General features: G+C 41.2%; 30 protein-coding genes. 9 read left to right on the forward strand and 21 right to left on the reverse strand.

The features are described 5' to 3' along the window. The 5 genes from WA1_RS60350 to WA1_RS27850 all read right to left on the reverse strand — a co-directional run. Positions 1-1,685 (reverse strand): peptidase U32 family protein (locus WA1_RS60350; protein WP_272819248.1); only part of this gene is annotated, 1,685 nt, incomplete at its 3' end. Positions 1,686-1,870: 185 nt separating this feature from the next. Continuing rightward, complete coding sequence (locus tag WA1_RS27840; RefSeq protein WP_148662781.1) at positions 1,871-2,164, reverse strand: alpha/beta fold hydrolase; 294 nt, start codon at positions 2,162-2,164, stop codon at positions 1,871-1,873. A gap of 152 nt (positions 2,165-2,316) precedes the next feature. Continuing rightward, positions 2,317-3,426, reverse strand: a complete 1,110-nt coding sequence (locus tag WA1_RS27845) for an RNA-guided endonuclease InsQ/TnpB family protein (protein WP_026135403.1) — start codon at positions 3,424-3,426, stop codon at positions 2,317-2,319. Beyond that, positions 3,399-3,554 (reverse strand): DNA-binding protein, encoded by a 156-nt coding sequence (locus WA1_RS55480; protein WP_148662619.1) that lies wholly within the window; start codon positions 3,552-3,554, stop codon positions 3,399-3,401. Before WA1_RS55480 ends, WA1_RS27845 begins: the two co-directional genes overlap by 28 nt. Positions 3,555-3,705: 151 nt before the next feature. Further along, positions 3,706-4,218: an alpha/beta fold hydrolase gene (locus tag WA1_RS27850; protein WP_017745689.1), complete on the reverse strand. Its 513-nt coding sequence runs from the start codon at positions 4,216-4,218 to the stop codon at positions 3,706-3,708. A 486-nt stretch (positions 4,219-4,704) separates the two neighbouring features. Between WA1_RS27850 and WA1_RS27855 the strand changes: the two genes are divergently transcribed. Together WA1_RS27855 and WA1_RS27860 are read left to right on the forward strand one after the other, a co-directional pair. After that, positions 4,705-5,817, forward strand: a complete 1,113-nt coding sequence (locus WA1_RS27855; protein ID WP_017745690.1) for a DUF262 domain-containing protein — start codon at positions 4,705-4,707, stop codon at positions 5,815-5,817. After that, positions 5,810-6,448 (forward strand): MAE_28990/MAE_18760 family HEPN-like nuclease, encoded by a 639-nt coding sequence (locus WA1_RS27860; RefSeq protein ID WP_017745691.1) that lies wholly within the window; start codon positions 5,810-5,812, stop codon positions 6,446-6,448. Before WA1_RS27855 ends, WA1_RS27860 begins: the two co-directional genes overlap by 8 nt. A gap of 139 nt (positions 6,449-6,587) precedes the next feature. Here WA1_RS27860 and argC read toward each other — a convergent pair whose 3' ends face one another. Genes argC through WA1_RS27875 form a run of 3 tightly spaced genes read right to left on the reverse strand, consistent with a single transcriptional unit; the run spans position 6,588 to position 9,311 of the window. After that, positions 6,588-7,559, reverse strand: a complete 972-nt coding sequence (gene argC / locus WA1_RS27865) for an N-acetyl-gamma-glutamyl-phosphate reductase (protein ID WP_017745692.1) — start codon at positions 7,557-7,559, stop codon at positions 6,588-6,590. Then, positions 7,549-8,199 (reverse strand): DUF3226 domain-containing protein, encoded by a 651-nt coding sequence (locus tag WA1_RS27870; RefSeq protein ID WP_017745693.1) that lies wholly within the window; start codon positions 8,197-8,199, stop codon positions 7,549-7,551. Before WA1_RS27870 ends, argC begins: the two co-directional genes overlap by 11 nt. Before the next feature lie 2 nt (positions 8,200-8,201). Beyond that, a complete protein-coding gene (locus tag WA1_RS27875) occupies positions 8,202-9,311 on the reverse strand; it encodes an AAA family ATPase (RefSeq protein WP_017745694.1) in 1,110 nt (369 codons plus the stop codon). Between the two features lie 345 nt (positions 9,312-9,656). Here WA1_RS27875 and WA1_RS27880 point away from each other — a divergent pair, with 345 nt between their 5' ends. Further along, positions 9,657-10,718 (forward strand): J domain-containing protein, encoded by a 1,062-nt coding sequence (locus tag WA1_RS27880; protein ID WP_017745695.1) that lies wholly within the window; start codon positions 9,657-9,659, stop codon positions 10,716-10,718. A 66-nt stretch (positions 10,719-10,784) separates the two neighbouring features. On the opposite strand, the gene dgt is transcribed toward WA1_RS27880, so the two are convergent. The 11 genes from dgt to WA1_RS27940 all read right to left on the reverse strand — a co-directional run bounded on the left by dgt (position 10,785) and on the right by WA1_RS27940 (position 17,844). After that, complete coding sequence (gene dgt / locus WA1_RS27885) at positions 10,785-12,119, reverse strand: dGTP triphosphohydrolase (RefSeq protein ID WP_017745696.1); 1,335 nt, start codon at positions 12,117-12,119, stop codon at positions 10,785-10,787. A gap of 389 nt (positions 12,120-12,508) precedes the next feature. Beyond that, positions 12,509-12,775, reverse strand: a complete 267-nt coding sequence (locus tag WA1_RS27890; RefSeq protein WP_017745697.1) for a Txe/YoeB family addiction module toxin — start codon at positions 12,773-12,775, stop codon at positions 12,509-12,511. Continuing rightward, entirely contained in the window at positions 12,769-13,017 is a 249-nt protein-coding gene (locus WA1_RS27895) for a type II toxin-antitoxin system Phd/YefM family antitoxin (protein ID WP_017745698.1), read from the reverse strand. Before WA1_RS27895 ends, WA1_RS27890 begins: the two co-directional genes overlap by 7 nt. A gap of 518 nt (positions 13,018-13,535) precedes the next feature. Beyond that, positions 13,536-14,714 (reverse strand): zinc-dependent alcohol dehydrogenase, encoded by a 1,179-nt coding sequence (locus WA1_RS27900; RefSeq protein WP_017745699.1) that lies wholly within the window; start codon positions 14,712-14,714, stop codon positions 13,536-13,538. A 465-nt stretch (positions 14,715-15,179) separates the two neighbouring features. Further along, complete coding sequence (locus WA1_RS27905; protein WP_017745701.1) at positions 15,180-15,539, reverse strand: helix-turn-helix domain-containing transcriptional regulator; 360 nt, start codon at positions 15,537-15,539, stop codon at positions 15,180-15,182. A gap of 4 nt (positions 15,540-15,543) precedes the next feature. After that, positions 15,544-15,870, reverse strand: a complete 327-nt coding sequence (locus tag WA1_RS27910; RefSeq protein ID WP_017745702.1) for a type II toxin-antitoxin system RelE/ParE family toxin — start codon at positions 15,868-15,870, stop codon at positions 15,544-15,546. 271 nt (positions 15,871-16,141) lie between these two features. Next, on the reverse strand, positions 16,142-16,501 hold the full coding sequence (locus WA1_RS27920; protein ID WP_017745703.1) for a helix-turn-helix domain-containing transcriptional regulator: 360 nt from the start codon (positions 16,499-16,501) through the stop codon (positions 16,142-16,144). Continuing rightward, positions 16,491-16,715 carry a type II toxin-antitoxin system RelE/ParE family toxin gene (locus tag WA1_RS27925; RefSeq protein WP_081402953.1) on the reverse strand — a complete coding sequence of 75 codons (225 nt, stop codon included), beginning with the start codon at positions 16,713-16,715 and terminating at the stop codon, positions 16,491-16,493. The genes WA1_RS27920 and WA1_RS27925 overlap by 11 nt, the downstream gene beginning before the upstream one ends. 40 nt (positions 16,716-16,755) lie before the next feature. Further along, positions 16,756-17,106 carry a helix-turn-helix domain-containing transcriptional regulator gene (locus WA1_RS27930; RefSeq protein ID WP_017745705.1) on the reverse strand — a complete coding sequence of 117 codons (351 nt, stop codon included), beginning with the start codon at positions 17,104-17,106 and terminating at the stop codon, positions 16,756-16,758. Positions 17,107-17,110: 4 nt separating this feature from the next. After that, positions 17,111-17,437: a type II toxin-antitoxin system RelE/ParE family toxin gene (locus WA1_RS27935; protein ID WP_017745706.1), complete on the reverse strand. Its 327-nt coding sequence runs from the start codon at positions 17,435-17,437 to the stop codon at positions 17,111-17,113. 194 nt (positions 17,438-17,631) lie between these two features. Further along, complete coding sequence (locus tag WA1_RS27940) at positions 17,632-17,844, reverse strand: type II toxin-antitoxin system HicB family antitoxin (protein ID WP_017745707.1); 213 nt, start codon at positions 17,842-17,844, stop codon at positions 17,632-17,634. A gap of 211 nt (positions 17,845-18,055) precedes the next feature. Here WA1_RS27940 and WA1_RS27945 point away from each other — a divergent pair, with 211 nt between their 5' ends. Together WA1_RS27945 and WA1_RS27950 are read left to right on the forward strand one after the other, a co-directional pair. Next, positions 18,056-18,601, forward strand: coding sequence for a hypothetical protein (locus WA1_RS27945; protein WP_017745708.1), 546 nt, complete (start codon positions 18,056-18,058; stop codon positions 18,599-18,601). Then, complete coding sequence (locus WA1_RS27950; protein WP_017745709.1) at positions 18,601-19,542, forward strand: hypothetical protein; 942 nt, start codon at positions 18,601-18,603, stop codon at positions 19,540-19,542. Before WA1_RS27945 ends, WA1_RS27950 begins: the two co-directional genes overlap by 1 nt. Positions 19,543-19,638: 96 nt before the next feature. On the opposite strand, the gene WA1_RS27955 is transcribed toward WA1_RS27950, so the two are convergent. Beyond that, positions 19,639-20,778 (reverse strand): serine/threonine-protein kinase, encoded by a 1,140-nt coding sequence (locus tag WA1_RS27955; protein WP_017745710.1) that lies wholly within the window; start codon positions 20,776-20,778, stop codon positions 19,639-19,641. Between the two features lie 299 nt (positions 20,779-21,077). Here WA1_RS27955 and typA point away from each other — a divergent pair, with 299 nt between their 5' ends. Further along, positions 21,078-22,868, forward strand: a complete 1,791-nt coding sequence (gene typA / locus WA1_RS27960) for a translational GTPase TypA (RefSeq protein ID WP_017745711.1) — start codon at positions 21,078-21,080, stop codon at positions 22,866-22,868. A gap of 94 nt (positions 22,869-22,962) precedes the next feature. Here typA and WA1_RS27965 read toward each other — a convergent pair whose 3' ends face one another. Then, the gene (locus WA1_RS27965; RefSeq protein ID WP_017745712.1) at positions 22,963-24,186 is read right to left on the reverse strand and encodes a type IV pilus twitching motility protein PilT; all 1,224 of its coding nucleotides are present in this window, start codon (positions 24,184-24,186) and stop codon (positions 22,963-22,965) included. Positions 24,187-24,770: 584 nt separating this feature from the next. Between WA1_RS27965 and WA1_RS27970 the strand changes: the two genes are divergently transcribed. The 3 genes from WA1_RS27970 (at position 24,771) to WA1_RS27980 (ending at position 26,783) form a co-directional block, all read left to right on the forward strand. Further along, complete coding sequence (locus WA1_RS27970; RefSeq protein WP_017745713.1) at positions 24,771-24,998, forward strand: hypothetical protein; 228 nt, start codon at positions 24,771-24,773, stop codon at positions 24,996-24,998. Between the two features lie 149 nt (positions 24,999-25,147). After that, positions 25,148-26,302 carry a DUF58 domain-containing protein gene (locus tag WA1_RS27975; protein ID WP_017745715.1) on the forward strand — a complete coding sequence of 385 codons (1,155 nt, stop codon included), beginning with the start codon at positions 25,148-25,150 and terminating at the stop codon, positions 26,300-26,302. A 115-nt stretch (positions 26,303-26,417) separates the two neighbouring features. After that, on the forward strand, positions 26,418-26,783 hold the full coding sequence (locus WA1_RS27980) for a ferredoxin thioredoxin reductase catalytic beta subunit (protein ID WP_026134917.1): 366 nt from the start codon (positions 26,418-26,420) through the stop codon (positions 26,781-26,783). Positions 26,784-26,870 lie beyond the last annotated feature (87 nt).

A 26,870-nucleotide genomic window follows, 5' to 3' on the forward strand; every position in this document is an offset into this window, starting at 1 on the left:
GAGGGGGGGAGGGGGAGAGGGGGGGAGGGGAGTAAGTCTGTTAGGTTGGCGTGTGAATGTAATTGCCATTGTTTGGGTTGGGAACGTAACTCCTCTAACTGTGTTACGATCTCCCGGCGGAGTCGGTTCAATTCACTGACGGGAACCGTCACTGCACCATTCAAATGATTTGTCAAAGTTCCCAAACAAAAGGGAGTATTGCCAAGACGACCAAATTGTTCTTGTAACTTTTCTGTTGTTAAAGGTTTGGTGTGTGCTTCTTCTAGAACCATTGCAGATTCTACTTGCACGATATGACCTTTTTGGTCGCGTGCGAGCGCAATCAGTGGCTGACCAACTTCTCCATAAACTTCTAGGTTGATTGGGCGTTGAAATTGTGGGTTATCACCTGCAAAACTTTGCCGCAGTTGTTTATCAAGTTCGGGATCGCTGGTTTTCCAGACCTTATCTCCTACGTGTATCCGTCGCCAATTCAAATCTCTCCGTCCAAATGTCAGTAAGGCGTCTTGTCCTTTATGTTCTACTGCATATATCCGACCGCCTTCTTCTTGTGCTTCGGGATGACCGCAATCAAAAACAACTCCATCCCCTGGTTTGACTGGGGCTTGCAATCGTATTATTACCTTCTCGTTACTAATACGGGTGACTTCACCTAAGTAAACTCCACGCTTTTTGCCGAAGTTCGCATGAACCAGTTCCTGATTGTTAATTCCGCGAAACCAACCCGTGTAAAGCCCGCGAGAAAATGCCATTTCTAGGTTGTAGTGTTCTCGATTTGTCGCATCTGGAGACGAAGAGTGGCTCGTCTCGACTTTTGCCATGACTTTATCCAGTGCTTGGCGGTAAACGTTGGTAACATTGGCAACATACTCTGGTGTTTTCAAGCGACCTTCTATTTTTAAACAAGATACCCCTGCTTTGACTAAATCTGGTAACACCTCCAAGCCAGCCAAATCTTGGGGGCTGAGTAAATATTTGCGATTTCCTAAATTGACAACTTTACCATCAGAAATTAAATCGTAAGGCATTCGGCAAGCTTGAGCACATTCACCACGGTTAGCAGAACGCCCTCCCAATGATTCGCTTGTCAAACACTGACCTGAATATGCTACGCACAGCGCACCATGAACAAAGACTTCTAAGGGTAGGTGTGTTTGTGACGGTTCTGCATAGAGTTGGCGCTGAATTTTTTCAATTTCTTTGAGAGAGCATTCACGAGCAAGAACCACTAACTGACAACCAAGGGATTTCGCAAATTCTACCCCAGCCGCACTTGTAATAGTCATTTGTGTGGATGCATGGATGGGAAAATCAGGAGAAAGATGACGGATGAGACGGCAAATACCTACATCTTGAACAATAACTGCATCTACACCTGCGCTGATAATTGAACGGAGGTATTGTTCTGCTTCTTTAAGTTCTTGAGGAAATATGAGTGTATTCAGGGTGACATAGCCCTTGACACCTCGAAGGTGGAGAAATTCCATCAATTTGGGCAAGTCGGCTTCTGTGAAGTTTTGCGCCCTCATTCGCGCATTAAACCGATCCAACCCAAAATATATAGCATCTGCCCCATTTTCAACAGCAGCTTTGGCACACTCCCAGTTACCTGCAGGTGCAAGTAGTTCGGGACGTTGAAATTTGGGTGAGGTGTGTTCGGGGGTTGGTTTGCGATCGGCTTTCATCGAAGTTGAGATGGATAAGAGAGCATCATTGCGATTCTATCGTTTGTACTTCGAGATGGTGTGCCACAACAATTTTTGCTGCTAATAAAAATGGTACAAATCGTTTGTAGTTGCGCTTTAGCCTTCAGCGCAACTAAGAACCAAAACGCTACAAATTTTAAAAAACTGTACTTAGCGCCTTGGCGTCACTCCTTGAGGAACGACAGGAGGTCTGCGTTGAGCCTGTCGGCATGGGTATTGGTGAGACCGTGCGGCGCGCCCTCGTAGACTTCTAGACGGGCGTTTTTAACGATCTTAGCAGAGGCCATTCCCGCAGCCCCAATAGGCACAATCTGGTCGTCATCGCCGTGGACAATCAGGGTTGGTACGTCGAACTTCTTGAGATCCTCGGTGAAGTCCGTCTCAGAGAACGCCTTGATGCAATCAAGGGCACCCTTGAAAGACGCCTGCATCCCCTGGAACCAAAACGCGTCTCGCATACCTTGCTTATCCCTAGAACCGTTACATAAGACCTACTCAAAACTACTCATTGCTAGTCATTCTTCGTCATTGGACTAACAGAGCTTTGATGCTTAATTCCTGCTTCACTCTGGCGGTGTCGGCACTCAACCAGTCCACAGGCTCACACTGCCTAACTAGCAGCGATGGACGAATAGTTTTTTAGATTGATTGCAGCGTTCAAGTCTCTATTAAGACTAAGACCACAATCACAATTGAAGACTCTCTCTTTTAAGGAGAGTTCTTTTTTAATAGTTCCGCAATTGGAACAAGTTTTAGAACTAGGGAACCACCTATCAGCAATGACAAGTTTTGTACCAAAAAGCTCACACTTGTAAGTCAACTGTCTACGGAACTCAAAAAATCCCATATCTTGAATGCTTGCTGCCAGTTTCTGGTTTGCCATCATGCCTGAAACATTTAAATCTTCAATAACTACAAGGCCGTGGTTTTTGGCTAATAGTGTAGTCAACTTATGTAATGTATCTTTACGGATGTTGGCAATTTTTCTGTGCAATCTAGCGATTTGGATATTGGCTTTTTTCCAGTTAGCTGAACCTTTAACTTTATGGCGATTCAACCATTGCATTCTGGCTAACTTGTCTTGGAACTTTTTGTATGATTTGGCTCCTGCTATAACTTCTCCAGTAGACAAGGTTGCTAAGTTTAAAACTCCCAGGTCAACACCTACAGTAGGAAAAAACCAAAGAGCTTCCAACTGAACATTAGGAGCTTCAACATCAAATCTAAAAGAGATAAACCATCTATCAGCTTCACGACTAATAGTTACTGATTTTGGTTCAACTTGAGGTAAGCGCTCGTAGGTTTTGAGGACACCAATTACAGGGACTTGAATCTTGTTATTGCCTGTGATTTTAACTGTGCCTTCTAAAGTGAATGAATCATGTTTACCTTTTTTCTTGAACTTAGGCACTCCTGCTTTTTTCTCAAAACACTTTTTCCACGCTAACCTTAAAGCCATCAATGCTTGTTGTGGTGTAGATTTAGAGCATTCGTAATACCAAGGACACTCAGGTTTTATCAATGCTACTAACCATTTATGCAAGTCAATAGCTGTGGGAAACTTGATTCTTTCTGTAGGATTAGCCTGATTCCAATCAAGGATTTGCTTGGTTAATCCCAGTCCCCAATTCCAAGCATGACGTGCAACACCACAATGTTTTAAAAATTCTGTGCTCTGTTGATTATTAATTTTTAATTCTGTTTTGTATCCGAGTAACATGGCAATCCTTTAATCCATTCTCTAAATGCTTGAGACATATTCCAACCTTGCAATTCAGCATGAGCTTGTAATTTATCTAACTCTTGTTGAGTTAGTAAAACTTTAAACCATCTATCTCGTTGTGGCATAGCCTTTATTTCATTCTATGGTCTAAATATAACTAAAATTAGACCATGTAGTAAGTAGAGAAAACCGTATATTAGCCGAACGACAAAGATCAAAAGCTCATCATTTTTGAAGAGCAATGTATAGACTTGTATAGAGATTAAGTAACAGCTTCTAACCCTCGCGATTGGCACCAAAAAACGGTCCGCTAATCTCCTTGTACAACTGCGAACGGTCAGCGATAAAGCCAGCGCGAATACCGTCGAAGACCTCAATGGGCAATCCGCCGGGATTCGCCGACGTCTTCAGCATGAGCGGAGGCACAGCGGAGACTAGCGACGCCTTGACCAGACGCTGGGTGCCGTGACGACCAATGTAACGAGCTACCTCGCCGCCGCCTGTGGAAAAGCCGATTAGGGTGATGCCTTTCAGGTCAAGCGTTTCGATGAGCGTGGCAAGGTCGTCGGCATAGGTATCCATCTCGTTGCCGTGCCACGAGTCGCTCGATCTGCCATGACCACGTCTGTCGTGGGCGATGACGCGATAGCCGTGCGAGGCAAGGAACAGCGCCTGGATTTCCCAACTGTCGGCGTTGAGCGGCCAGCCGTGGGAGAGCACCACTGTGGGTCCTGTTCCCCAGTCTTTGTAGTAAATCTGTGTGCCGTCTTTGGTAGTAATTGTGCTCATGTGACTCCTATCCTAACTGTAATAGGGCTGAAAGTTACCCATGGAACAGCGAGCGTGCTGTCTCCATCGATACTTGAAACTGACGGTAAGGTCTCTCTACTTTCTACGATTAAAATTAATATGAACAGATTTTAGCCCTAGCTTACCACAACGGGAAATTTCTTTAGATGAGATTGTCAAGCAACTTGTAAACAAGGAAATAGCGCGATCGCTCAACAGAGAATTTACTCAAAATGAAGTTGCAATCATCTCTATTGAGGCTAATCTTTTGACAGATTCTATTTTCCAATTAAGCTAGAATACAAATGATGCTACTCCCGCACCGCCTGAAGATTACCTATTTAAGTAACCTTACTAGGCGCAGAGGACACAGAGAAATGAATGAGAAAGATATAGGTAATTTAAGATCAGCAGGGAGTAAGATGTCACCACAAAATTGTGTAAATTGGTCTTTCCATTAGTTATTATGTAATTTAGCAAACAATAATGAATTTTTTAGAGAGAAAAGATATGACTTTTTTAGAGGATGTGATAGAACGAAAGAATGATGAAGTTCGGACTGACACTCTTGATTTAACTTTTGGTGAAATTGCGAATTTATACTATCAGCAAGAACTGGTAATTCAACCAGAGTACAAACGTCTTTTTAGATGGTCAGAAGAACAAAAATCACGTTTGATAGAATCTATAATTTTAGACCTTCCTATACCTCAAATTTTTATGATAGAAAATAATAATGGTACACTTGAATTAATAGATGGTTTGCAACGAATTTGTTCCTTTATTCAATTCATTAATTCTGCAAGTTTAGATTTAAAACCTCTGGTTCTCCAAGGATGTGATATAATACCAGAGATCAATGGTATGATGTTTGAAGATTTGCCTTTAAGATTAAAATTAAGAATTAAACGCTCAGTCATTAGAACAGTTATTATTAAAAAGCAAAATCATCCCTTTTTACGATATGTCATGTTTAAACGATTGCATTGGGGTGGCTCGATACTATCTTCCCAAGAACTTCGGAACTGTCTTGCTCTTTTAATAGGAGATGAAGGTGTTCGTTTTCAGAATTTTTTGCAGAGACAAAGTTATCATTCTGCATTTATAAACTGTACGGAAACTCTCTCAGATGTAGACAAGGATCGCAGAGGAGGTGAAGAGCTTGTCTTAAGATTTTTGGCAAGCAAAAATGCTTTGGAATTATTTAGGGGTAGCGTTCAAGAATGGTTAGATGAATACATGGAAAATATTCTAAGTAAAAAGAAAAAATTTGAATATGAAATTGAGGAAAAAATTTTTCAAGAATTGTTTACGTTTCTTAGCAAAATAATGGGAAGTGGTGCATTTGTAAAATATAGGGATAACAGCCCAATTGGAGGTCTTATTCCTACTTATTATGAGGCGATTTCAGTAGGTACTTTGCATTCATTAAAGCAAATTATTGATTTACCCACTGACTTGGTTAAGCAAAGAATCATCGATACAGTTCAAACAGAAGAGTTCAGACAATATACTAATTCAGGAGCAAATAGACGAGAAAACTTACACGGCAGAATTAATACTATTAAAAATGCTCTTTTGGAACTGGTCAATGAGTAATTGGTCTAAACAACTGGAAGAAGATTTAAATTGGCGAGAAAAAGAACTTGCAGCATTGAAAAAACAAGTGATTACAGCGTCTAAAGGTTCTGTTACACATCAAGTACTTTTACGTGCAATGTGGTCGCTTCTTTATGCACACTATGAAGGATTTTGCAAGTTCGCATGGGATTTATATCTTGATGAACTACAAAAAGCGGGTGTGAAAAGAAAAGCTTGCAAAAATGAAATAGCTATATTTTCGCTGAAAAATAAATTTCAAGAATTGAAGGAAGACTTGTCCTCAGAAAATATTTGGCAATTTGCAAAAACGAATTTTCAAAATTTGCTTGAAGAAAAAATAGAATTTTCCTCAAAACTAGAAACAAATTCCAATCTGTATCCTAATATCTTTAGAAATAACATCCTTCAAGTAGGTCTTATTTGCTCATTGGTGGATAGATATCAAATAGAGATTAAATCTTTAGTTGCTAGAAGAAATGAAATTGCTCACGGGCAAAAAATGATAATCAAAGATTTGCAGGAATATAAAAAATATGAAGATGCAGCTTTGGAAGTAATGCACGAGTTAGCAATATCAATCGTTGACAGCTTAGATAAAAAACTTTACCTACAAAGTCCACCACAATGATTGAAAATTTTTTGCTAATATACAAAAGTTTAAGATTTGCATTCCCAGGCACAGTCTGGGAACGAGTGGGTACACGATTTTTGTCTTAACAAGTGTGCTATTCGTCTTTAACTCTAGAGTTCTGGCTCTCCTGCTTCCTTTACAATCCTAAATCTTCTGGAAAGCCCAGCATAATATTCAGATTTTGTATCGCAGCTCCCGATGCACCTTTCCCCAGGTTATCAAGACGAGCAACTAATAGTGCTTCTTTCGTAGAATCGTTGGCAAAGACAAACACTTGAACAATATTGGTGCCATTCATTGCCATTGCATCTAAGAACTTTCCGTCTCGCAGAAGCGTGGGTTCTTGGTATGGAGCAACTTGCACAAACTTTTCACCTTGATAGTACTCAGCGATCGCCTCATATATAACTTTACCTGATGGTGGATTATCTAAAATCCACAGTGGCAAAGGTATCTGTACTAGCATTCCTTGCTCAAAATCCCCTACGGCTGGTACAAACAATGGTGGCGCTGACAAGCCTGAATGCTGACACATTTCCTTAACGTGTTTGTGTCCAAACTCCAAACCATAAATGCCATAAGGATAAAGTGATTTTCCTTCAGCTTGCTTCTCATGGAAAGTTTCGTACTGTTGAATAAGATTCTTTCCCCCACCAGAATACCCCGATACGGCATTAACAGTGGCGGGAAAGTTGCTCCTCAGGAGTCCTTTGGCTACTAACGGACGGATACAAGCTAAAAATCCCGTGGGATAACAGCCCGGATTGCTGACGAACTGGGCGTTAGCAATTTTCTCTCGCTGTCCTGGATTGAGTTCGGGAAAGCCATATACCCAACCGTCAGCCGTTCGATAAGCAGTACTGGCATCAAGGATTTTCACTTTATCATTATTGACATAGCCAACAGCTTCACGGGCTGCGTCATCAGGTAAGCAGAGAATAGCAACGTCTACAGCATTTATCAACTTTGCTCGCTCAGTTGAATCCTTACGCTTGGATGCCTCAATACTAACTAACTCAAGGTCATCCCGTTGATTGAGACGCGAGTAAATCTGTAAGCCTGTGGTTCCCGATTCCCCATCAATAAAAATCTTAGGTTTAGAGGTCATATAAATTCTTAAACCAGTTAACAAAGGTTTGCGCGTTTGGGTGCTGTGGATTTAGAATATGTTCCATGATAGCGTTATGCAACTGCCTTCCAGGAGGATTTTGCCATGCCAACCAAGTATGGATATTTGCCTTGTCAACGTGAGGATATATAAAGCCTGCTCCTCTGTTTCTTGCCTCTGTTACTACTTCTTGCGCGTATTGCCAAAGTGGTTCGCTCTGATGTGGAATCATATATGCCAAGAAGGTTTCCAACATACCTCGCATTTGATTATCTGGCATCAGCCAAACACCAAGCTTAATTCCATTTGTCATGCTATGGACTAATCCTGAATTTGGCAGTTCCTCAGGAATGTCAGGGATAGTTTTTAAACAAGCATTCCTGATACTCTCCCACGTTCCTGATGGATTATCATCCGCATCTACCAGCAATCCAAGTGCATTCAACCCTGATGCTTTTAATTCTGTAGAAATGACATCTGCATCAATAAACTGGTTGCTACCGTAGGCTTCAATATAAACGACTGCTTTTTCCTTCGTATTTCCCCAAGGGATTCCGTTAGCTTCAATTAAATACGGTATAACTCGTTTATCTTGTTCACCTTCTACTATCAGCTTTTTAGCTATATACTTGCTGGTCATTGCTAGCGTACCTCAATTCCCCGTTGAGCAGCAATGACAATTTCACGTTCAGTAAAAGCTATACCCGTTTGCTTCTCACGTTCGATGCGTTGAATTGTGATTCCATCTTCTGTTGCTTTTTCCTGACTAGCTATATCAGCTAAACTTGTCCAACAATCATTACTATGTGTCGTAGCAAAAACCTGTACATTCAGTCTCGTTGCTGTTTTCCAAACAAGCTTCCACATATCAGACATAGCAGTGAAGTGCAATCCTGTATCAATTTCATCAACAAATAGATAACCGTTTTTAGCGCAGACCGTAGAAAGTGCAAGCCCTAAGATACGCCATATACCATCCCCCATACTACCTATAGGTACTCGTTGGTCGCGATCGCAAAGGCGAATGACAAATCCACCACGAGAATCAAATGTTGATCTTCGCTGAGGACTGATTGAAGCAATGCGCTCAATTTTTGGTTCAATCGTCTGAAGAGCTTCTTGCACAAGATTTTCCTCTGGTGTTAATACCACTTGGTTAAACAGTTCAATCATCTTCTCAGTTGTTAAGGAAGACGATGTAACAAATTGCGTTTTTGCTAAAGAAGTATCCTTATTTTTATGATATGTTGGTCGCAAAAAATCAGTAGAAACACCACCATCGGGTGTTATGGACAGTGACAGATTTTCTGTTTCATGCCCATGAGTCCATTTGACAATCAATCCGAGTTTTCTGATTTCATTGAAATCTTCACCTAAATCGGGATGATCGTCAAACTTTTGACGCCTTGAGTCCCGCATTGCGATTGACGCGACAACGTGTTCGTTAATATTGTCATTCATCCCCCCTATTGAAAATGTGCTCCCAACTTGAATTTGGTGTCCATAAAAAAGGTGACGTATGTCAAGCTGACGGCTTACCCTATCATCATTTCCAAAGAAATATTCACCTCGGTTTATCATAACCTCGGTTAACAGCGTAAGATTATTTCGGGAGCACAGAAGCTGAATAGCTTCGAGTATAGATGTTTTGCCACTGTTATTCTTACCAACCAGTAGGTTTACCCGACCCAGTTGCTGAAGCTCAAATGACTGAAAACCACGGAAATTTTCTATTTTTACTGTTTTCAACATAATTTACCAGGTAGGAAGCAAAACGCAAGCAATATCTGATAGTCTAGATATTTATTCTGATATCTCTCAATCTAGCAAAAGAGCAGTCTCCATGATTCCATATGAGCGATCGCTATAGACCTTGCACCCAGACTAATTTAGTTTGTCAAGTAAAAACCATCAATCCTTAACCATTACTTAGAGCTTAAAGTGTGAAAAAGTAGTAATGTAGTAGGGTTAACTTGTATAACATGATATGTAATTTCCAAACGCTACCAGGATAAAGCTTTTCCTGTGGGTGTTCTCTCCAAAGATACAGTAGTTCAACCTGGTACCTGTTAACCTCAAGCGAACTTAGATTTTTCCATGCCTAAAAAAGCACGATCTACATTTCCAGCCACTACAACAACAACACTGGCTCTTTCTTCTATTCATATCCGTTTAGAAGCCATAGAGAAAGAGCATCAATGGCTGCTGAAACAAATCAAAAGAAAACAAACAGAACTGAACAACTTTGTTGAGCAAATGCGTTCCTTAGCTACGGATATATTTCATAGAGGTAGTCCTAGCTTTAAGAAACTAGCAGAACTTGATCGACAAATCCACACTCTGTTTGAGGAAATTTTTACCACTAGGAAATTTGGCAAGAAGACAAAGAAAGATGTTGAAGGAATTTACCGTAACCTTCAAATGGCAGGAATCATTAGTCCCAAACTCAGTAACAACGAGGACGATGCAGAACTAGACCAACTGTTTGAAGTAGATGAAAATGGTAATTTTGATTCTCAATCACCTCAAGAAGAAGACTACCAACATCAAGAAACACAACAAGAAATCGGATTTTCCTCTGGAGCAAAAGCTGATGGCTCAAGAAATGTCCGTCAAGCATTTTTACGGTTAGCCGAAATCTTTCACCCCGATAAGGTGACAGATGGCGAGACACAAATGCGCCATACAGAAATTATGAAGGAAATCAACAAAGCTTACCAAGAGGGTGACTTAGCGCGACTGTTGGAGATAGAACGGAAACATCAAGCAGGCGAATCTGTTGAAAGCAACAGTGAAGATGATTTGACCAGAAAATGTACTCGTTTAGAGCAGGAAAATGAATTCCTCAAAACTCAATATGAAAACCTGAAACGAGAACTGCGCCTAGTAAAACATAGCCCTGAAGGAGCGATGGTTTCCGATTGTCGAAAAGCTAATCGAGAAGGAATCGATCCTGTTGGTCAAATGTTAGAACAAGTAGAATCTGAAATTGAGGTTATTGGTGACATTCGCGATTTTGTCAAAGATTTTCGAGAACAAAAAATAAGCATTAAAGAATTTCTCTACGGTCCACCTGTTCTACGTCAGAGAAACCAAGAAATGATGGAAGACCTCCTAGAAGAAATGTTGGGAGACTTAGACAGAATCGTCGTATTTTAACTGGTCACTGGTCACCGGTCACTAGTCACTGGTCACTGGTCACTGGTTGGTCACTGGTCACTGTTATTAGCGTAAAGTAATGCCACTCAATTGTTGAAATAAACTAGTGGCATATGAGTCTGTCATACCAGAAATATAATCTGTAACTCGCAGAATTTTGTGATAAGTATCTTCTTCAGGAGTAGGGCGATCTTCTTTGGGAAGCATATGATAGACAAATTTTCCCTTTTTAGTTCTTCCCAAAACTGCATCAACAAATTCAGCAAATAATTTCCCCAAAACTTCATATCCAGCGACTCTAATACCAATAACACTAGGGTGGTTGAAAACATTATTGCTAGTCGTCTCTCCAATAACTTCAAGATGTTTGGCATAAGTACTTAAAGACAACAGATGCTGGTCAAACTTACCAGCGAGTATATCTTGTTCGTTTGAAAGAAAAATAATAGCTGCCTCTTGAACTAATTTATTAATAGCAGTAGCACGCATATACTTCACTTTTTCTGCATCGCTTTCTGTATTGTCTTTAAAGTCAATTTCTGCAATTTCATTCAGTAAATCCTTGGCTAGAGCAAAAGGAATATAGCCCATACGATGACTATCTTCTACATCAACAATTGAGTAGCAAATGTCATCCGCTGCTTCCATTAAAAAAGTTAGAGGATGTCGAGACCACCAAGCTGCATTATCGTCACGGCGGATGAGTCCAACTGTTTCTGCCACTTCAGCAAATAAATCTTTTTCTGCTTGGAAAAAACCATACTTTTTAATACTGCTACCGGAGTAATCGTTAAGAATATGCGGTGGGATATAAGATTCTCTAGGGTATTTTGTGAAAGTTGCTAAAGTTGGGCAAGTCAGTTGCATTCCTCCTACTCTATGTGACATTTCTAGTTTTGTCAAAATACGAAAGCCTTGGGCATTTCCTTCAAATAAATCAAAGTCCGTTTTTTGATGTATGCTAAGAAGTTCATTTCTCAAAAGCGTCGCAGTTGTGCTATACCAAGAATCAAACCCCACGCGGATAGCGTCTTCCCCAGCATGACCAAAAGGGGGATTGCCAATATCGTGTGCTAAACAAGCCGCAGCAATAATATCACCAAAATCTGAAGCACTCAGCCCTGATTCATCTAGGTTGTGTCTTTTGATAATTGTAGAGCCAGCAATTCTACCAAGAGAACGACCAACACAGGAAACTTCCAGACTGTGAATGAGGCGAGTCCGAATGTAATCATTTCTGGGTAAAGTGAAAACTTGGGTTTTGTCTTTGAGGCGACGAAAAGGAGAGGAAAATACCAAGCGATCGTAATCTCTCTGAAAATAAGTACGATCTAACTGAAGATTTTCTGGTTCTGTTTTGCCGAGTCGCTTTGGTGTTAGGAGTTTTTTCCAGTTCATCATGAGAATGTTTTGTAATGCCTATATGTATATAAAATAATCAGAACTCTCCCAATCCGCCCATTTCTGCGATGACTCAGCTTCACCAATTAAAGTAAAAGCAGCCCAGTGTTAGAGGATGTTTGTAAAGTTATAATTTATACTATTTTTAGCGATTAGAAATCGCGACTATACAAGCGAAACCCACCTACGTGGGTTTCAAAACCTTAATTTCTCGTTAGTCCGCGCAGGCGGACTTTGTTTGTATAGTCGCAAATTATATTTGCCCAAAACTTTTAAAACATCCTCTAAGGGATTTTCATATTTTTTCTGTTGCCTTTGAGAGGGTATGCAAAAATGTCACCCGCAATTCATAATTCCACGATGGATGAGCGCGTAACCATAGCACATTATTACTCGTAGTGTGACCACATACTCAAGACAGTCACTATTCGTTCTTTTTCAAGAACTTCATATACAAGCCGATGCTTGATGTTAATGCGCCTTGAATATGCTCCTTGCAAATCTCCTTTCAACTTTTCGTAAGAAGGAGGATTTTTATAGGGATTTTGCTCCAAAATTGCCAGAAGCTCTTCCGTTTTGGGCTTTAGTCCTGCTGTGGCTATCTTCTTCGCGTCTTTCTGTGCTCGTTTGGTGAAGCGTAATTCCCAGACTACCAATCAAGCTTCTCCTTAGTGACACATTCCTCAACAGGAGTATTCATCCCTTCAAGGAGATCCTCTCGCATACCAGGCACTTGAAGTAAATATAATGTTTCCTGAATTGCATTCCAGTCTTCAAGAGAAATGAGTACCGCTTGATGTTGATTACCAGTGATAATGACTGGTGTGTGAGATTGTACACTATCGTTAATGACAGCATCAAGGTGCTGTTGCGCGTCATTGACATGAATTACGTCCATGTTTTAAACCTCTTTTTAAAGTATTGTATTCGCGTAAAACATCGTTTTCTATATCTGTTGCAGTCTTTCACACTTGTCTTGACCGATCGTGCTTCGTCTTTACAGAGGTTATCATTCATGCTATTTAGTCAATAGAGTTCCGCCGGAAGCAAAAAAACTTGCCCAATTGGGGATGCGAATATTTCGGTGTCGCAAGCATTTCAAGTTGTGCTTCTTGCAATGCTTCGTGTCTACCTTACGAATATCATAAACCGTGAATTCACGTTTAAGTGGCTTTGATACACATTCATCAAGTTGATTGACAGGCGTCTAACAAATGCAATGCATCAATTGTACTCACAGAATATAACTTAAATCCAAAACAAAACCAGGGAGCACATCTTCCCCTGATAAAGTATGCAGGTTAATATCGACAATAATTGATTCTGTTTGACTCCAATATTGAGTTATTTGGTTACACGACGGCAAGTAAGTATTACCGTCGCTCGGGGTATTGTATTATTTATAGAGCGTTGGTTTCAAGCAGCCTGACCGGGCTTGAGCACGATCTTGATGCAGTTGTCTTTCTTGTGCTTGAAGATTTCGTAGCCGTGCGGGGCTTGCTCTAGCGGCAGACGGTGGGTGATTACGAACGAGGGGTCAATGTCGCCGTTTTGAACGCGATCGAGTAGCGTGTGCAAATACTTATGAACGTGCGTTTGTCCTGTTTTCATGGTTAAGCCTTTGTTCATGAAAGCACCCATCGGCATCTTGTCTACAAAGCCAGTGTAAACACCGGGAACCGATACCGTACCCCCTTTACGACAGGCAACTATCGCTTGACGCAATACATTGGGTCGATCGGTTTCCATTCGCACTGCCTGCATCGCCTTATCATAAAAGCCTTCTAAACCCATGCCGTGAGCTTCCATTCCCACTGCATCCATGACGGAATCGGGACCGAGACCCCCAGTCATTTCTTTGAGGGCTTCACCCACATCGACAGACTCATAGTTCAAGACTTCTGCTCCACCGTCTTTTGCCATCTGGAGCCTTTCGGGAACGCGATCGATTGCAATGACGCGCCCAGCACCCAGCATGAAGGCACTTCTGATAGCAAACTGCCCAACTGGACCGCAACCCCAAATCGCCACCGTATCTCCTGGTTGGATGTTACAATTCTCTGCTGCCATATAACCAGTAGGGAAAATATCCGTAAAAAACAGGACTTGTTCGTCTGTTAGTCCATCGGGAATCTTAAATAACCCGACATCGGCAAAAGGAACGCGGGCATATTCCGCTTGACCGCCCGCATAGCCCCCCGTCAAATGAGAGTAGCCGAAAAGACCAGATGGGGAATGACCCATAAGTTTTTCCGCCATCCAAGCATTGGGGTTGGAGTTATCGCACAGCGACCATAAATCCTTTTGGCAGAAGAAACACGAGCCGCAGGAAATTGTAAAAGGGACAACGACGCGATCGCCAACTTGTTTATTTTTAACAGCGCTACCTAGTTCAACGATCTCTCCCATGAATTCATGACCCAATATGTCTCCTGGTTTCATTGTGGGGTTGAAGCCGTCATACAGATGCAAATCAGAACCGCAGATCGCCGTTGACGTGATTTTCACGATCGCATCACGCGGATTAATGATTTTGGGATCGGGTACGGTTTCAACTTCTACCTTGTTCGTGCCTTGCCAGCAAACTGCTTTCATTGCTTGAGTCTCCTAAAGTTAAGTTATTTGTGACGAGTACAGCAGCTTCGCGCAGCTTACTTTTTACCGAAATACCGATTATCTACCAAATCAAGAGTCAGTCCGGGTGCTTCACTCACTGCCTGCTTTGACTGGTTTTGCCATCGATTCCACCCGATTGCCAGCCTCCTGTGCGCGAAGCAGCGCATCATTAACCCGTCCGATACCCATAGCTGCGATCGCGGTCAGTCTGCTGTGTTGATGGCAAATGAGCTACGATGAGGTGCTTGAAGGAACTAATCCATGCCTTTCAATGTAGCTCACTCCAGATAATCTTAAAAAGCCGAAAGTGAACTCTCCTCATGCTAACGAGAGGTTTTAGCGATCGTTATGTCTTACTGAAGGGTGAATTAACCATTAAGGTTGAGGAATAGGTGGTAGGCATTGAGCCTATAGCCTTGTATATTTTTCCAGTACTTATATCTACTAAACACTTATTTCAGAACTACTAGCAACATTTGTCAAACTATTATCTACTTTAGGAGCAACACTAACATTAAGTTTTAAACCTAGTGCATTTAACCAATTACCCAAGTTATAAATTGCCTCAACCCCAGGTTGTGAAAGCAATTCATCTAATTTTTCTAAATGGAGTTTTGCTTGTTCTAGTGTCATGTGTTGTTCACCAAGAGCTTCAGCTACATTGCTAAGTGCTAATCGCAGTAATCTGGGGTCTAATTCTTCTCCTTCTTCTAATTCCATATGCGTTTCAATATATAGCGCAGCATAATTTGGGTCTTTGAGATTTGAAATCAGAAAATCGTGGTATGGCAAGCTTTTAGACATAAATTTAACTCCTATAGTCTTTCCAGTATTCTATAGCTTTGACAATATCTCGATCTTGAGTGCTTTTATCTCCACCACATAGAAGTAGTATAATTGTTGTTCCAATTTGTCCAAAGTAAATGCGATAACCAAGACCAGAATCGATTTTTAGTTCACAAACTCCTCCGCCCACTGAACGATAGTTCCCTAAATTACCAAAACTGAGTCTATCCAGGCTTTTACCGATTATACTTTTGGCTTTTATATCTCCAAGCTGGTAAAACCATTCATCAAAAGGAACTTTGCCATCAGGCGTAATATAACGTTGGACATCTCTTGGTTGTGCTTCCATAATTTATAGCGGTTCTCATTTAAATCACATACATTACCACGAATCATGTGGAGACGCTTCAAACAGCGCGTCTCTACATCTGTGTATTTTAGGCAACTGAGAATTGCTATATACGTAGGTAGGGCTATACCGCACAAAAACCTTATTTGGTGGGCTTTAGCCCTACCTACCTGCTACTACCTGCTACTTAAAATTTTTCATCAATCTTTTAGGATTCCTATAGCAGCATTTGTCAAACTATTATCTATCGTAGAGGCAGCAGTAGCTTGAGTTAAACACTTATTTCAGAACTACTTACAATATTTGTTAAACTACGATCTACTTTAGGAGCAGCACTAACAGTGAGTTTTAATCCCAGTGCATTTAACCAATTACCCAAGTTATAAATCGCTTCAGAGCCAGGTTCTAAAAGTAATTTATCTAATTTTTCTATGTGTTTTTTTGCTTGTTCTGGTGTCATATGTTCTTCTCCTAGTGCGTTTGCTACATGAGTTAACGCTAGTTGAATTAATCTAGTATCGAATGCTTCTCCTTCTTCCGATTCCATATGAGTATCGAGATAAAGTGCAGCATAATTAGGATCTTTAAGACGTAAAATTAAATCAGCAAAATAACTATCACTAGTTGGCATTTTCTCTTCTCCTAAATTCTTTCCAAAATTCTATTGCTTTAAGAATATCTTGGTCTTGAGTACTTTTATCGCCTCCACACAGAAGCAGTACAATTGTTGTTCCAATTTGTCCAAAATAGATGCGGTATCCAGAACTATAATTGATTTTTAATTCACACACTCCTTCTCCAACCGAATGATAATTACCAAAATTGCCAAGACTAAGTCGGTTGATGTCAAACTATTATCTATCGTGGAGGCAGCAGTAGCTTGAGTTAAACACTTATTTCAGAACTACTTGCAATATTTGTCAAACTACGATCTACTTTAGGAGCAGCACTAACAGTAAGTTGTAATCCCAGTGCATTTAACCAATTACCTAAGTTATGAATTGCTTCAGCCCCAGGTTGTGAAAGCAATTCATCTAATTTTTCTAGGTGTAGTTTTGCTTGTTCTGGTGTCATGTGTTGTTCGTTCAGAGCCTCAGCTACGTTGCTAAGTGCCATTTTTAGCAGTTCAGGTTCAGGATTTTTTTCTTCTAAAATAGCCTCAATATAAAGAGCCGAGTAACTTGGATCTTTAAGGTGTGAAATGAGAAAGTCATGGTAAGGTAAACTTTTAGGCATGGTTTTAACTCCTATACTCTTTCCAATATTTTATTGCTTGCGGAATGTCTTGATCCTGACTACTTTTATCACCACCGCACAGAAGAAGCACAATTGTTGTTCCAACTTGTCCAAAATAGATGCGGTAACCAGAAGCGTAATCTATTTTAAGTTCACAAACTCCTTCTCCCACAGAACGATAATCTCCTAAATTGCCAAGCCTAACTCGTTCAAACCTCGCCTCAATCTTAACTTGAGCTTTAACATCCCGCAGGGAATCAAACCATTCGTCGAAAGGAATTCTGCCCTCAGGTGTGGTATAACGTTGAATTTCTCTTGGCTGTGCTTCCATAATTTATCGCGCTTCTCAGTTGAATCACATAGATTACCACGAATTATGTAGAGAGGTTTCAAACAGCACATCTCTATACTCTGTACTTTATGCAACCGAGAATCACTATATACTTAGAGTGGACAATGCTTACCAAAAGCCTTATTTGGTAAGCATTAAAACCGCATCGCTTGTTAAAGCAGATAGTTTTGGCATCAGACGACTACCTTTTGAATACCTACAAATTCTGGTATATTTTCATCATTTTTTTCTAAGCAAAGTTCAATAACTTCTTTTATATTTGCCATTAACTCATCAATAGTTTCACCTTGGCTATAACAGGCTTTTAACTGAGGTACTTCACCAACATAATGTCCATCTTCATCTCGTTCAATAATAACGTAAAATTCTCTTTTATTAATACCCATCGCTTGACATCCGTTTAAAAAAATTAAATTACGAATTATAATCTCTTCGTTTAAGTAACATTTTTTTAATTTTCTCTAATTTGTTTTATGTAAAATTTTGCTTGTTATGGTGTCATGTGTTGTTCATTCAGAGCCTCTGGTACGTTCTTAAGTGCCATTTGTAGAAGTTCAGTTTCAGGAGTTTTTTCTTCTAAGAAAGCCTTAATAAGGTATGTTGGAGTATCTGGGAGCGCACTACCTAGAGATTAATGAGCAATGTACAAATTATCAGTCACTTTCTGAGCAATTTGGTCGAGCTTTTGGTTACTTGCAACCATTTCCATTTTCGCTTGCACAACAGACTCGCTACTCAATAGCCTTCAAAATGAATTGGTTTCAGCAATTAGCAAAAGCACCGGAACATTCATTATTTTTCTGGGCTTGGCAGTTTTTTGTGAATAACTATGAAAATGTTGTCGCGATCGCCTTACCACCAACTGGTAGCAGGCAAACCCAAGGAATCATTATTGATTATTTTCATCAAGAGTTTTTAGAAGCATTGAGGCTTTACTACAGCGAGCGCTCAGTTCTCAAATACGGATGGTTAGTAAAGCTAGAACGTCTTCTCAGCAGCATAAGCAACCGCAACTATAAAGACAAGCTAGCTTTACTCAAGGCTCGACTCTTTCGAGAGTGGGAAGAAGTGAACCAAGCAAGACAGGCTTACCGTAGTATCAGAAATCATCCCATTTTTGGAGCGGAGGCAAAAGGTTTCTAATGTCGAAGAATATTTTTAAGGATTCTCAATCGCAAAATACTACAAAGCTAGTGCCACAACCTCGTTCAGCGGAGGAGTTATACGAGCTACTGAACAAACTAGTTCAACAACCAGAATGGAAGATTGAAACAGCAGAACGATTTATTAATTTAATCATCAATTCTGAAAAGCAATTTCAGTTGGATGTACAACAGCAAGATAGAGTAGTTAGAGCTATTATTAACTGTCCAATGAAATATCGTGCCATTATACACTTGGCAATAGTTGCTGCCAACTTTAGCTCTGAGGATGGTTTAAGAACACTAGACGGGATCATTCCCGAAATCAGGCATTTTATTAGTGAATCACTAGACTTAAAAAATGGTATCCAAGACAACATACTGAAGAATTTAGGAGATAAACAAGTCTTTCAGTTTATTAAAGAAAAGGTAAAGGTTAAAGATGATAAGCAAAAATCTTCAAAAGAAAAAGAGGATGATACAAAGTTCGATTTCCTTAGAAATTTAACCTCACTATTGATTTGTCAGGGGGAAGCATCAGCAATTGCAAGCCGATTGAATATCATTTTGGAGGTGTTAGCAGACTCTAGTCACTATCAACAACTTACTAAAGCCCAACCCAAACCAGAAAGTGATATTAAAAATCGAGTTAAGGTTGTTGCTGAGCTATTTAAGTTAGCAAAACCCAATGCCACTGAGGCTAAACGATTATTATTATACGGAACACACGCCCAGATTATAGCTACCCAGCAAAGTCAAGAAATTATTGATTTACAAGATAGTTTGCAGACTGAAAGAAACTTACGAAAGCATAAAGAAGATTATATATCTCAATTAGAACAACAGTGCCAAGATTTAAAGCAACAGCTTATAGATGCTGAGAAAAAGTTAGAACAAAGGCAGACAGATATAGAATTGCTGCAGTTGTTGGCTATTTATTAGCTGACTCAGGTCAATGGAAAGCTTTGAAGGAAAGGCGAGAAAATATTTTAGTATTTGACTGGGGTGGTGGAACTTTAGATATTACTTTAGTCAAACTTAATATTTACGCCACGAGTTATCTACACGCCATCCAACACAATTGCCAAACTTATCTACATCTCCTTCTGCTTTTTCCCAAATACGTTTTTGGACACTGAATCCGAATCGACCCAGGCTATAATGTAACCAAAGATGGTTAATTATCTGAAGGTCTTCACAGGAAATTTTCTTGATCGATTCAGAGTCAAGTAGACAGCCTTTATTTGGACGGGCTGCATACAGTATGAGATTGCTTGTTTCTCGATCTGCTTCTTTCCATTTATCAGCTGCTAGTAAATCCCGTAGTTTTGTGTAATCAACCCTTTGTGAAGAAAAGAGTTTCACTGCTCCAATACTTAATAATTCCAACCACTGCTGTACTGACTGAAGGCGATTTTCTGGCTTTACCTCCATCCCTTTGAGAATTGCCTGATTCACACTATTACTAATACTAGAATTCAATGTCTTTGGCTCTTCCAACAGAGTACCAATAGCCCTAAGTGGAGATATTGTTGGTACTTCTCCTGTTAACAAAAAATATAAAGTTGCTGCTAAAGCATAAACATCTGTATACGCGCCCCGCTTTGCTCGCTTGTCATATTGTTCAACTGGTGCAAAACCATCAGCTAGCATTTGGGTATGAGTTTGAGTGAGATTTTGAGTAAACTCACGGGCAATGCCAAAATCAATTAACACAGCTTCCGATTTGTTAGCACGTAAAACTATATTCTCTGGCTTTACATCTCGATGCAGCAAGCCGTTATTGTGAACTACTGTGAGTGCTTCTCCAATTTGTTGAATGTAGTGTAATGCTTCTTTTTCAGACAAAGTGCCTTGCCTTTCAACCTGAGTGGCTAAATTTTCGCCATCGATATATTCCATCACAATGCACCATAAGGTATCCTCTTGAATGACTTCATGGATGCTTACTATATTAGCATGGCGGCATTTAGCGAGTTTTATGGCTTCGTTCAAGAAATCTTGTTGAAATTTGGCAAAATGGGAATGGCTTTGGACGGTATCATTTAGAGTCTTAATGACAACGTATTGCCCATTGTTGTTTACTGCGCGATAAGTGATACCAAAGCCACCTTCGCCTAGTTGTCGATCAATTGTGTATTTGCCACCTTGTAATTTCTGTCCAATTACCCAAGCCATTGCTATTCTTACCAAAACATTGGTGCCATTTTGGCATAGCTAGGACAGAAGTTAGTATGTTGCCATGCTTGACACATGGCGAAATTTAGTCTTGTATAATCGAAAACATGATTAGACAGCGATCGCAGAGCCTTCGATAAATTTTCTGGTTGTTATCGAAAAACAAACGAAGTATAACAGTTAAGATAGAATTATTAAGGCTTGTTTACAGAATTTCTATATTTACCCAAATTCTGTTACAGCAAAAGACCACCTAGATATAAATTCTAAAATCCTCTCGCTAAGTTGACCAAACACTTATGACGCTCCCAATCCGTAACGTCGCAATCATTGCCCACGTAGACCACGGCAAAACAACCCTTGTTGATGCTCTCCTCAAACAATCCGGTATCTTTCGTGAAGGAGAAGACGTTCCGGATTGCGTCATGGACTCCAATGACCTAGAACGGGAGCGAGGAATTACGATTCTTGCCAAAAACACCGCTGTTGATTACAAAGAAACTCATATTAATATTGTTGATACCCCCGGACACGCTGACTTTGGTGGTGAAGTAGAACGCGTTCTCGGCATGGTGGACGGTTGTATCCTGATTGTGGATGCAAACGAAGGTCCAATGCCTCAAACTCGGTTTGTGCTGAAAAAAGCATTGGAAAAAGGGCTGCGCCCCATCGTCGTAGTTAATAAAATTGACCGTCCTCAAGCAGATCCCCATGGTGCGATCGATAAAGTCTTGGATCTGTTCTTGGAATTAGGAGCAGATGACGATCAGTGCGATTTCCCCTACCTGTTCGCCTCCGGTTTGAGTGGCTACGCTAAAGACAAACTTGAAGACGAAGCCAAGGATATGCAACCCCTGTTTGAAGCTATCCTGCGCCACGTTCCACCACCAGTTGGGGATGTGAACAAACCCATACAACTTCAAGTCACAACTCTAGATTACTCCGAATATCTGGGGCGGATTGTCATTGGCAGAATTCACAATGGCGTTATCCGTATGGGACAGCAAGCGGCATTAATTAAAGAAAATGGTGAAATTGTTAAAGGAAAAATCACCAAATTGTTAGGCTTTGAAGGGCTGAAGCGCATTGAAATTCCAGAAGCATCCGCCGGTTATATCGTCGCAGTCGCAGGTTTTGCTGATGCCAACATTGGAGAAACAATCACCGATCCCAACGAACCTCTAGCACTACCATTGATTAAAGTAGATGAACCGACTTTGCAAATGACCTTCTGGGTGAACGATTCTCCCTTTGCCGGTACCGAAGGCAAGTTAGTAACATCACGACAAGTGCGCGATCGCCTAATCCGCGAACTCGAAACTAACGTTGCATTGCGCGTAGAAGACACCGATTCTCCCGATAAATTCCTTGTTTCCGGTCGAGGAGAACTGCACTTGGGTATCTTAATCGAAACCATGCGTCGCGAAGGTTTCGAGTTTCAGGTTTCCCAGCCACAGGTTATTTACCGTGAAGTCAACGGACAACCTTGCGAACCATTTGAACTTTTAGTGTTGGACATTCCTGAAGATGCAGTTGGTAGCTGTATCGAACGTCTAGGACAACGCAAAGGCGAAATGCAAGATATGCAAGTGGGTGGTAACGGACGTACCCAACTAGAATTTGTAATTCCCGCTCGTGGATTAATTGGTTTCCGTGGTGAATTCATGCGGATGACTCGTGGTGAGGGTATCATGAACCACAGTTTCCTCGACTACCGTCCTATCAGTGGCGATATTGAAGCCCGTAACAAAGGTGTACTAATCTCCTTTGAAGAAGGTGTTTCCACCTTCTACGCTATGAAGAACGCTGAAGATAGAGGTTCGTTCTTTATCACCCCAGGGACTAAAGTCTACAAAGGCATGATTGTAGGAGAACACAATCGTCCCCAAGATTTAGAACTGAATGTCTGTAAGACCAAGCAACTCACCAACCACCGTGCTGCTGGTGGTGATGAATTGGTTCAGTTACAAACACCTATAGACATGAGCCTAGAGCGTGCTTTGGAATACATTGGATCAGATGAATTGGTGGAAGTTACTCCCCAATCCATTCGCCTGCGGAAGATGGCGAAGAAGTTGGCGAAGAGATAGGGAGTAGGGAGTAGGGAGTAGGGAGTAGGGAGTAGGGAGTAGGAACAATCTAATCTCAAACCCCTAACCCCTAACCCCTAACCCCTAACCCCTACTAACCCCTATAACTCAAGTTAAAATCCCGCTTTGCAGATTGCGCCGGGTCTAAACCCCCATTGCGGGCGCGACGGCGCAAGTCACCAAAATCGGGCGAAGCACTGACAGCATCCTCAATACTAATTTGACCGGTAAGCATTAACTCGCACAGGGCGTGATTCATCACTTGCATTCCTTCGCTGGTGCTGCTTTCTATAAGTTGGAATGCCTCTACCTCTTCACCCTTGAGCAAGTAATCCTGCATGGCTGGTGTATTTATTAAAATTTCTAGCGCTGCTACGCGACGATTATCAGTTGTAGGAAGTAACTGTTGGGCTACGATCGCAACTAATGAGTCAACAATTTGCACGCGCATGGCTGCTTGCTCTTCTGGGTTGTAAATGTTAAGCAAGCGATTAATTGAGCCAATAGCGTTTTTGGTATGAAGAGTTCCTAAAACCAAGTGACCGGTTTGTGCGGCTTTTAATGCAGTGTCAACAGTGATGCGATCGCGCATTTCTCCAACCAAAATCACATCGGGATCTTCCCGCAACACCGACCTTAAAGCTTGGTGAAATTCATTAGTATGTAAGCCCACTTCTCGCTGGCTGATGAGAGATTTTTGAGAAGCGTGAACGTACTCAATGGGATCTTCTATAGTAATGATGTGTTTTTGCGCTGTCTCATTGAGATGGCGAATCATTGCTGCTAAAGTCGTAGACTTTCCAGAACCAGTTGGTCCCGTCACCAAGATTAATCCTTGCTTTTGACTAATCATGTATTTCAGGACTGGTGGTAAACCCAAACTCTCAATGGAAGGGACTTGCAGTGTAATTAACCGCAGTACCATCGCACCGCCACTTAAAGTTTCAAAACAATTGACACGACAGCGCAGGAATCCAGGATAAAAAACGGCTGTGTCTAATTCTTTGGTTTCTGCAAACCTTTGTCTTGCAGAAGGTGAGAGAATTTCTTCCAAATACTCTTCAAACATTTTTGGTGAAACTTTCTCTGCTTTTTCATAAGAAATCATCTCACCCCGAATCCGAAAGCGGGGAACTTCTCCCACTCGAATATGAATATCAGAAGCGTGCTGATTGTAAGCATCGCGTACTAATTGCTGAATTGAAATGGCATTTCTTTGCACTTGATTGACTTTTTGTAAAAGCGGGTGATTTGGCGGAGGTGGCGGTAGATGCGGTTGTTTTGGGTTTTTAAACCGCGACATTAAATCGTCATCCATGGGAGTTTCTTAAGGTAGATGTGGAATAAACAGAAACGTTAAACTAAATTGCTTAGAACAAGACAACGGTAGAAACAAGTTTCTACTTAAGTAAACCGTGAATATACTTAAATTCTAATTCCTGTAATTAACGCTGTAAATTGTAAATTGTAAAACTTTCAATAAGGAAAATCAAAATTTATACGAATAAAGATTAAAGCATCTCGTTGCCTAAGGGATTTCCAAGAAATAAATTACCCATTTTGTGGGACGGGCGGGGACGCCCGTCCTATATTAGTGGCAGGCGTCAATCCCGCACCAAAAGAAATTTTGGGAGATTTTTTATTTGGAAGTCCCTAAAGTCTAGAAACCTTGGTGCTCAACTTACGAAGCCTGTCTACGCAGCTTATCAACACAACTTGTAGAGACTTTACGTGTAACGTCTTTACACCAAAAGTCTGAAAACGCTACGGAAAACAGTTGGTTTTTATCCCTCTTACTCCAAAAAATTAGTGACAACCTAAAACCGAAGCAACAACTTATAATTGCCATTGATGCTTTAACAGCTATAATTCAAGAAAAAACAATATGACAAGTTTTTGACTATGAAAACTCTTCATACTACAGCAAAAGTCAATGATAGCGGTCAGCTAACGGTAGATATCCCAGTTAATATGTCTCAGGGAGAATACCAACTTGTTCTAGTTATAGAAGAACGTCCTGTTGAGAAACAAAAAACTACATTACAGGATTTCCCTGTGATTAGCATTGGCTCCTGGCCTGAAAATCTTTCTCTAAGGCGTGAGGATATGTATGGTGATGACGGGCGCTGATGCTGTTCAAAGAAATCAGGGATATAACTTTTCACGAATGATGCGCGGATTGCTATAATACAAAAATGAAACCTGTTCGTTGAGCAATGCTGTTTGGGAATAATAAATGGAAGTCCTTAATGTAAATAACAGCAGCTAGCCCAGCAACAATGAAAATTATTAAAAACATTACTAACTGGTTAGAAACCCGCGCTTGTGCTCCTGCATTCAGTGGTTGGGTTTTAATAGGAATTGCTATTTGTTTTTTTGGGGCTGGCATTAATACAATGGCAGGGTGGCTTTACGTCATTAGCGGTGTCAGTTCTGCTTTGTTAGGCTTAGCCGCGATTTTACCACCGCGATCGCTTTTGGGTTTAGTTGTCAAGCGTCTTCCTATCGAACCAGTGACAGCAGGCGACGATCTCACAGTTGAATTGGAAATCTTCAATCAAGCACGGCAACCTGTCACCTTGTTGCAAATCCAGGATATGCTGCCCTTCGTTTTAGGAAAACCCATACAGAAATCCATTGAAAGAATTCCTGATGGCGATCGCTATCGCTGGGTATACCACCAACCCACACAACGCCGGGGAATTTTTCGCTGGCAAACAGTCGAACTGGGAACTGGTGCTCCCTTGGGACTGTTTTGGTGTCGGCGTTTGCGAGAGGCTGCTGTCATGGCAATTGTTTATCCCAAAGTCCTACCCCTCACCACTTGTCCCCTCATAGATGAAATGGGAGATGAAGACAGTAAAAGAGGCGATCCCCGTGGTAGACCTTTACAAACAGCAACCCAAGGATTAACTCGCTGCCTTCGTCCTTACCGTATAGGCGACCCCATTCGTCTGATCCATTGGCGCACCAGTGCCCGTTACGGAGAGTTACGGGTGCGCGAGTTAGAAGTCATCACAGGTGGGCAAGAAATTATTATCGCTATTGATAGTGCAGGCAACTGGAACGAAGAGAATTTTGAACAAGCCGTCATTGCAGCAGCATCACTGTACTTTTACGCACATCGGCAGCAAGTGCCGCTAGCATTGTGGACAGCATCGACAGGCATAATTAGAGGTCAAAGAGTCGTTCAGGAAGCCCTAGCTGCGATCGCATCTCATGAAGATGCTTGTTTACAACCTCCCCACTCCCCCCTCATTTGGCTCACACAAAACTCGTTAACACTTTCTTCATTACCCAACGGCAGTCGTTGGATATTGTGGCAAGATGTTTCTACGGTACAAGAACAAGTTATTGTAAATAAAGATTACCCTGGCATACAGATAGACGCTCAACAACCACTCCAAACCCAGTTGCAAAAATCCATTAGATAGCTAAATCTTTCAAAACTTCAACATTCGATTCAAGACGGGGGATAACCCCCAGTAATACCCTACATTGGCTGCGGTACAATGCAAAGAAATGTTTAAATTATGAGTAGCCGAGCCGATGATGTCACCAGAGGTTAACACAAAATCCACCGAGCACAGCTTGGAGGCAATGAGGCATTTTTCAGAACAATACGCAAAGCGCACAGACACTTACTTTTGTTCTGAACCTTCTGTAACTGCAGTTGTGATTGAAGGACTTGCCAAGCACAAAGACGAACTGGGAGCACCCTTGTGTCCCTGTCGCCACTATGAAGACAAAGAAGCCGAAGTCAAAGCCACTTTTTGGAATTGTCCGTGCGTACCAATGCGAGAGCGCAAAGAGTGCCATTGTATGCTATTTCTCACTCCAGACAATGAATTTGCTGGGGAACAACAAGAAATCTCTTTAGACACCATTAAAGAAATCAGAGAGACCATGGCGTAAGCAACCCACGGCTTTAAGCCGTGGGCTTCGACCAGACTCGTTCTAGTCGAAGCCTAGCTTACCAGACTATCAGCCTTAAATAAGCTG

The sequence above is a fragment of the Scytonema hofmannii PCC 7110 genome, from assembly GCF_000346485.2.
GTDB lineage: Bacteria > Cyanobacteriota > Cyanobacteriia > Cyanobacteriales > Nostocaceae > Scytonema > Scytonema hofmannii.

Bases quoted from the DNA above. Each gene is read 5' to 3' on its own strand.
- WA1_RS27840 (WP_148662781.1), bottom strand. From the start codon at position 2,164: ATGCGAGACGCGTTTTGGTTCCAGGGGATGCAGGCGTCTTTCAAGGGT.
- WA1_RS27845 (WP_026135403.1), bottom strand. From the start codon at position 3,426: ATGTTACTCGGATACAAAACAGAATTAAAAATTAATAATCAACAGAGC.
- WA1_RS55480 (WP_148662619.1), bottom strand. From the start codon at position 3,554: ATGCCACAACGAGATAGATGGTTTAAAGTTTTACTAACTCAACAAGAG.
- WA1_RS27850 (WP_017745689.1), bottom strand. From the start codon at position 4,218: ATGAGCACAATTACTACCAAAGACGGCACACAGATTTACTACAAAGAC.
- WA1_RS27855 (WP_017745690.1), top strand. From the start codon at position 4,705: ATGAATTTTTTAGAGAGAAAAGATATGACTTTTTTAGAGGATGTGATA.
- WA1_RS27860 (WP_017745691.1), top strand. From the start codon at position 5,810: ATGAGTAATTGGTCTAAACAACTGGAAGAAGATTTAAATTGGCGAGAA.
- argC (WP_017745692.1), bottom strand. From the start codon at position 7,559: ATGACCTCTAAACCTAAGATTTTTATTGATGGGGAATCGGGAACCACA.
- WA1_RS27870 (WP_017745693.1), bottom strand. From the start codon at position 8,199: ATGACCAGCAAGTATATAGCTAAAAAGCTGATAGTAGAAGGTGAACAA.
- WA1_RS27875 (WP_017745694.1), bottom strand. From the start codon at position 9,311: ATGTTGAAAACAGTAAAAATAGAAAATTTCCGTGGTTTTCAGTCATTT.
- WA1_RS27880 (WP_017745695.1), top strand. From the start codon at position 9,657: ATGCCTAAAAAAGCACGATCTACATTTCCAGCCACTACAACAACAACA.
- dgt (WP_017745696.1), bottom strand. From the start codon at position 12,119: ATGATGAACTGGAAAAAACTCCTAACACCAAAGCGACTCGGCAAAACA.
- WA1_RS27895 (WP_017745698.1), bottom strand. From the start codon at position 13,017: ATGGACGTAATTCATGTCAATGACGCGCAACAGCACCTTGATGCTGTC.
- WA1_RS27900 (WP_017745699.1), bottom strand. From the start codon at position 14,714: ATGAAAGCAGTTTGCTGGCAAGGCACGAACAAGGTAGAAGTTGAAACC.
- WA1_RS27905 (WP_017745701.1), bottom strand. From the start codon at position 15,539: ATGTCTAAAAGCTTGCCATACCACGATTTTCTGATTTCAAATCTCAAA.
- WA1_RS27910 (WP_017745702.1), bottom strand. From the start codon at position 15,870: ATGGAAGCACAACCAAGAGATGTCCAACGTTATATTACGCCTGATGGC.
- WA1_RS27920 (WP_017745703.1), bottom strand. From the start codon at position 16,501: ATGCCAACTAGTGATAGTTATTTTGCTGATTTAATTTTACGTCTTAAA.
- WA1_RS27930 (WP_017745705.1), bottom strand. From the start codon at position 17,106: ATGCCTAAAAGTTTACCTTACCATGACTTTCTCATTTCACACCTTAAA.
- WA1_RS27935 (WP_017745706.1), bottom strand. From the start codon at position 17,437: ATGGAAGCACAGCCAAGAGAAATTCAACGTTATACCACACCTGAGGGC.
- WA1_RS27940 (WP_017745707.1), bottom strand. From the start codon at position 17,844: ATGGGTATTAATAAAAGAGAATTTTACGTTATTATTGAACGAGATGAA.
- WA1_RS27945 (WP_017745708.1), top strand. From the start codon at position 18,056: ATGTTGGAGTATCTGGGAGCGCACTACCTAGAGATTAATGAGCAATGT.
- WA1_RS27950 (WP_017745709.1), top strand. From the start codon at position 18,601: ATGTCGAAGAATATTTTTAAGGATTCTCAATCGCAAAATACTACAAAG.
- WA1_RS27955 (WP_017745710.1), bottom strand. From the start codon at position 20,778: ATGGCTTGGGTAATTGGACAGAAATTACAAGGTGGCAAATACACAATT.
- typA (WP_017745711.1), top strand. From the start codon at position 21,078: ATGACGCTCCCAATCCGTAACGTCGCAATCATTGCCCACGTAGACCAC.
- WA1_RS27965 (WP_017745712.1), bottom strand. From the start codon at position 24,186: ATGGATGACGATTTAATGTCGCGGTTTAAAAACCCAAAACAACCGCAT.
- WA1_RS27970 (WP_017745713.1), top strand. From the start codon at position 24,771: ATGAAAACTCTTCATACTACAGCAAAAGTCAATGATAGCGGTCAGCTA.
- WA1_RS27975 (WP_017745715.1), top strand. From the start codon at position 25,148: ATGAAAATTATTAAAAACATTACTAACTGGTTAGAAACCCGCGCTTGT.
- WA1_RS27980 (WP_026134917.1), top strand. From the start codon at position 26,418: ATGATGTCACCAGAGGTTAACACAAAATCCACCGAGCACAGCTTGGAG.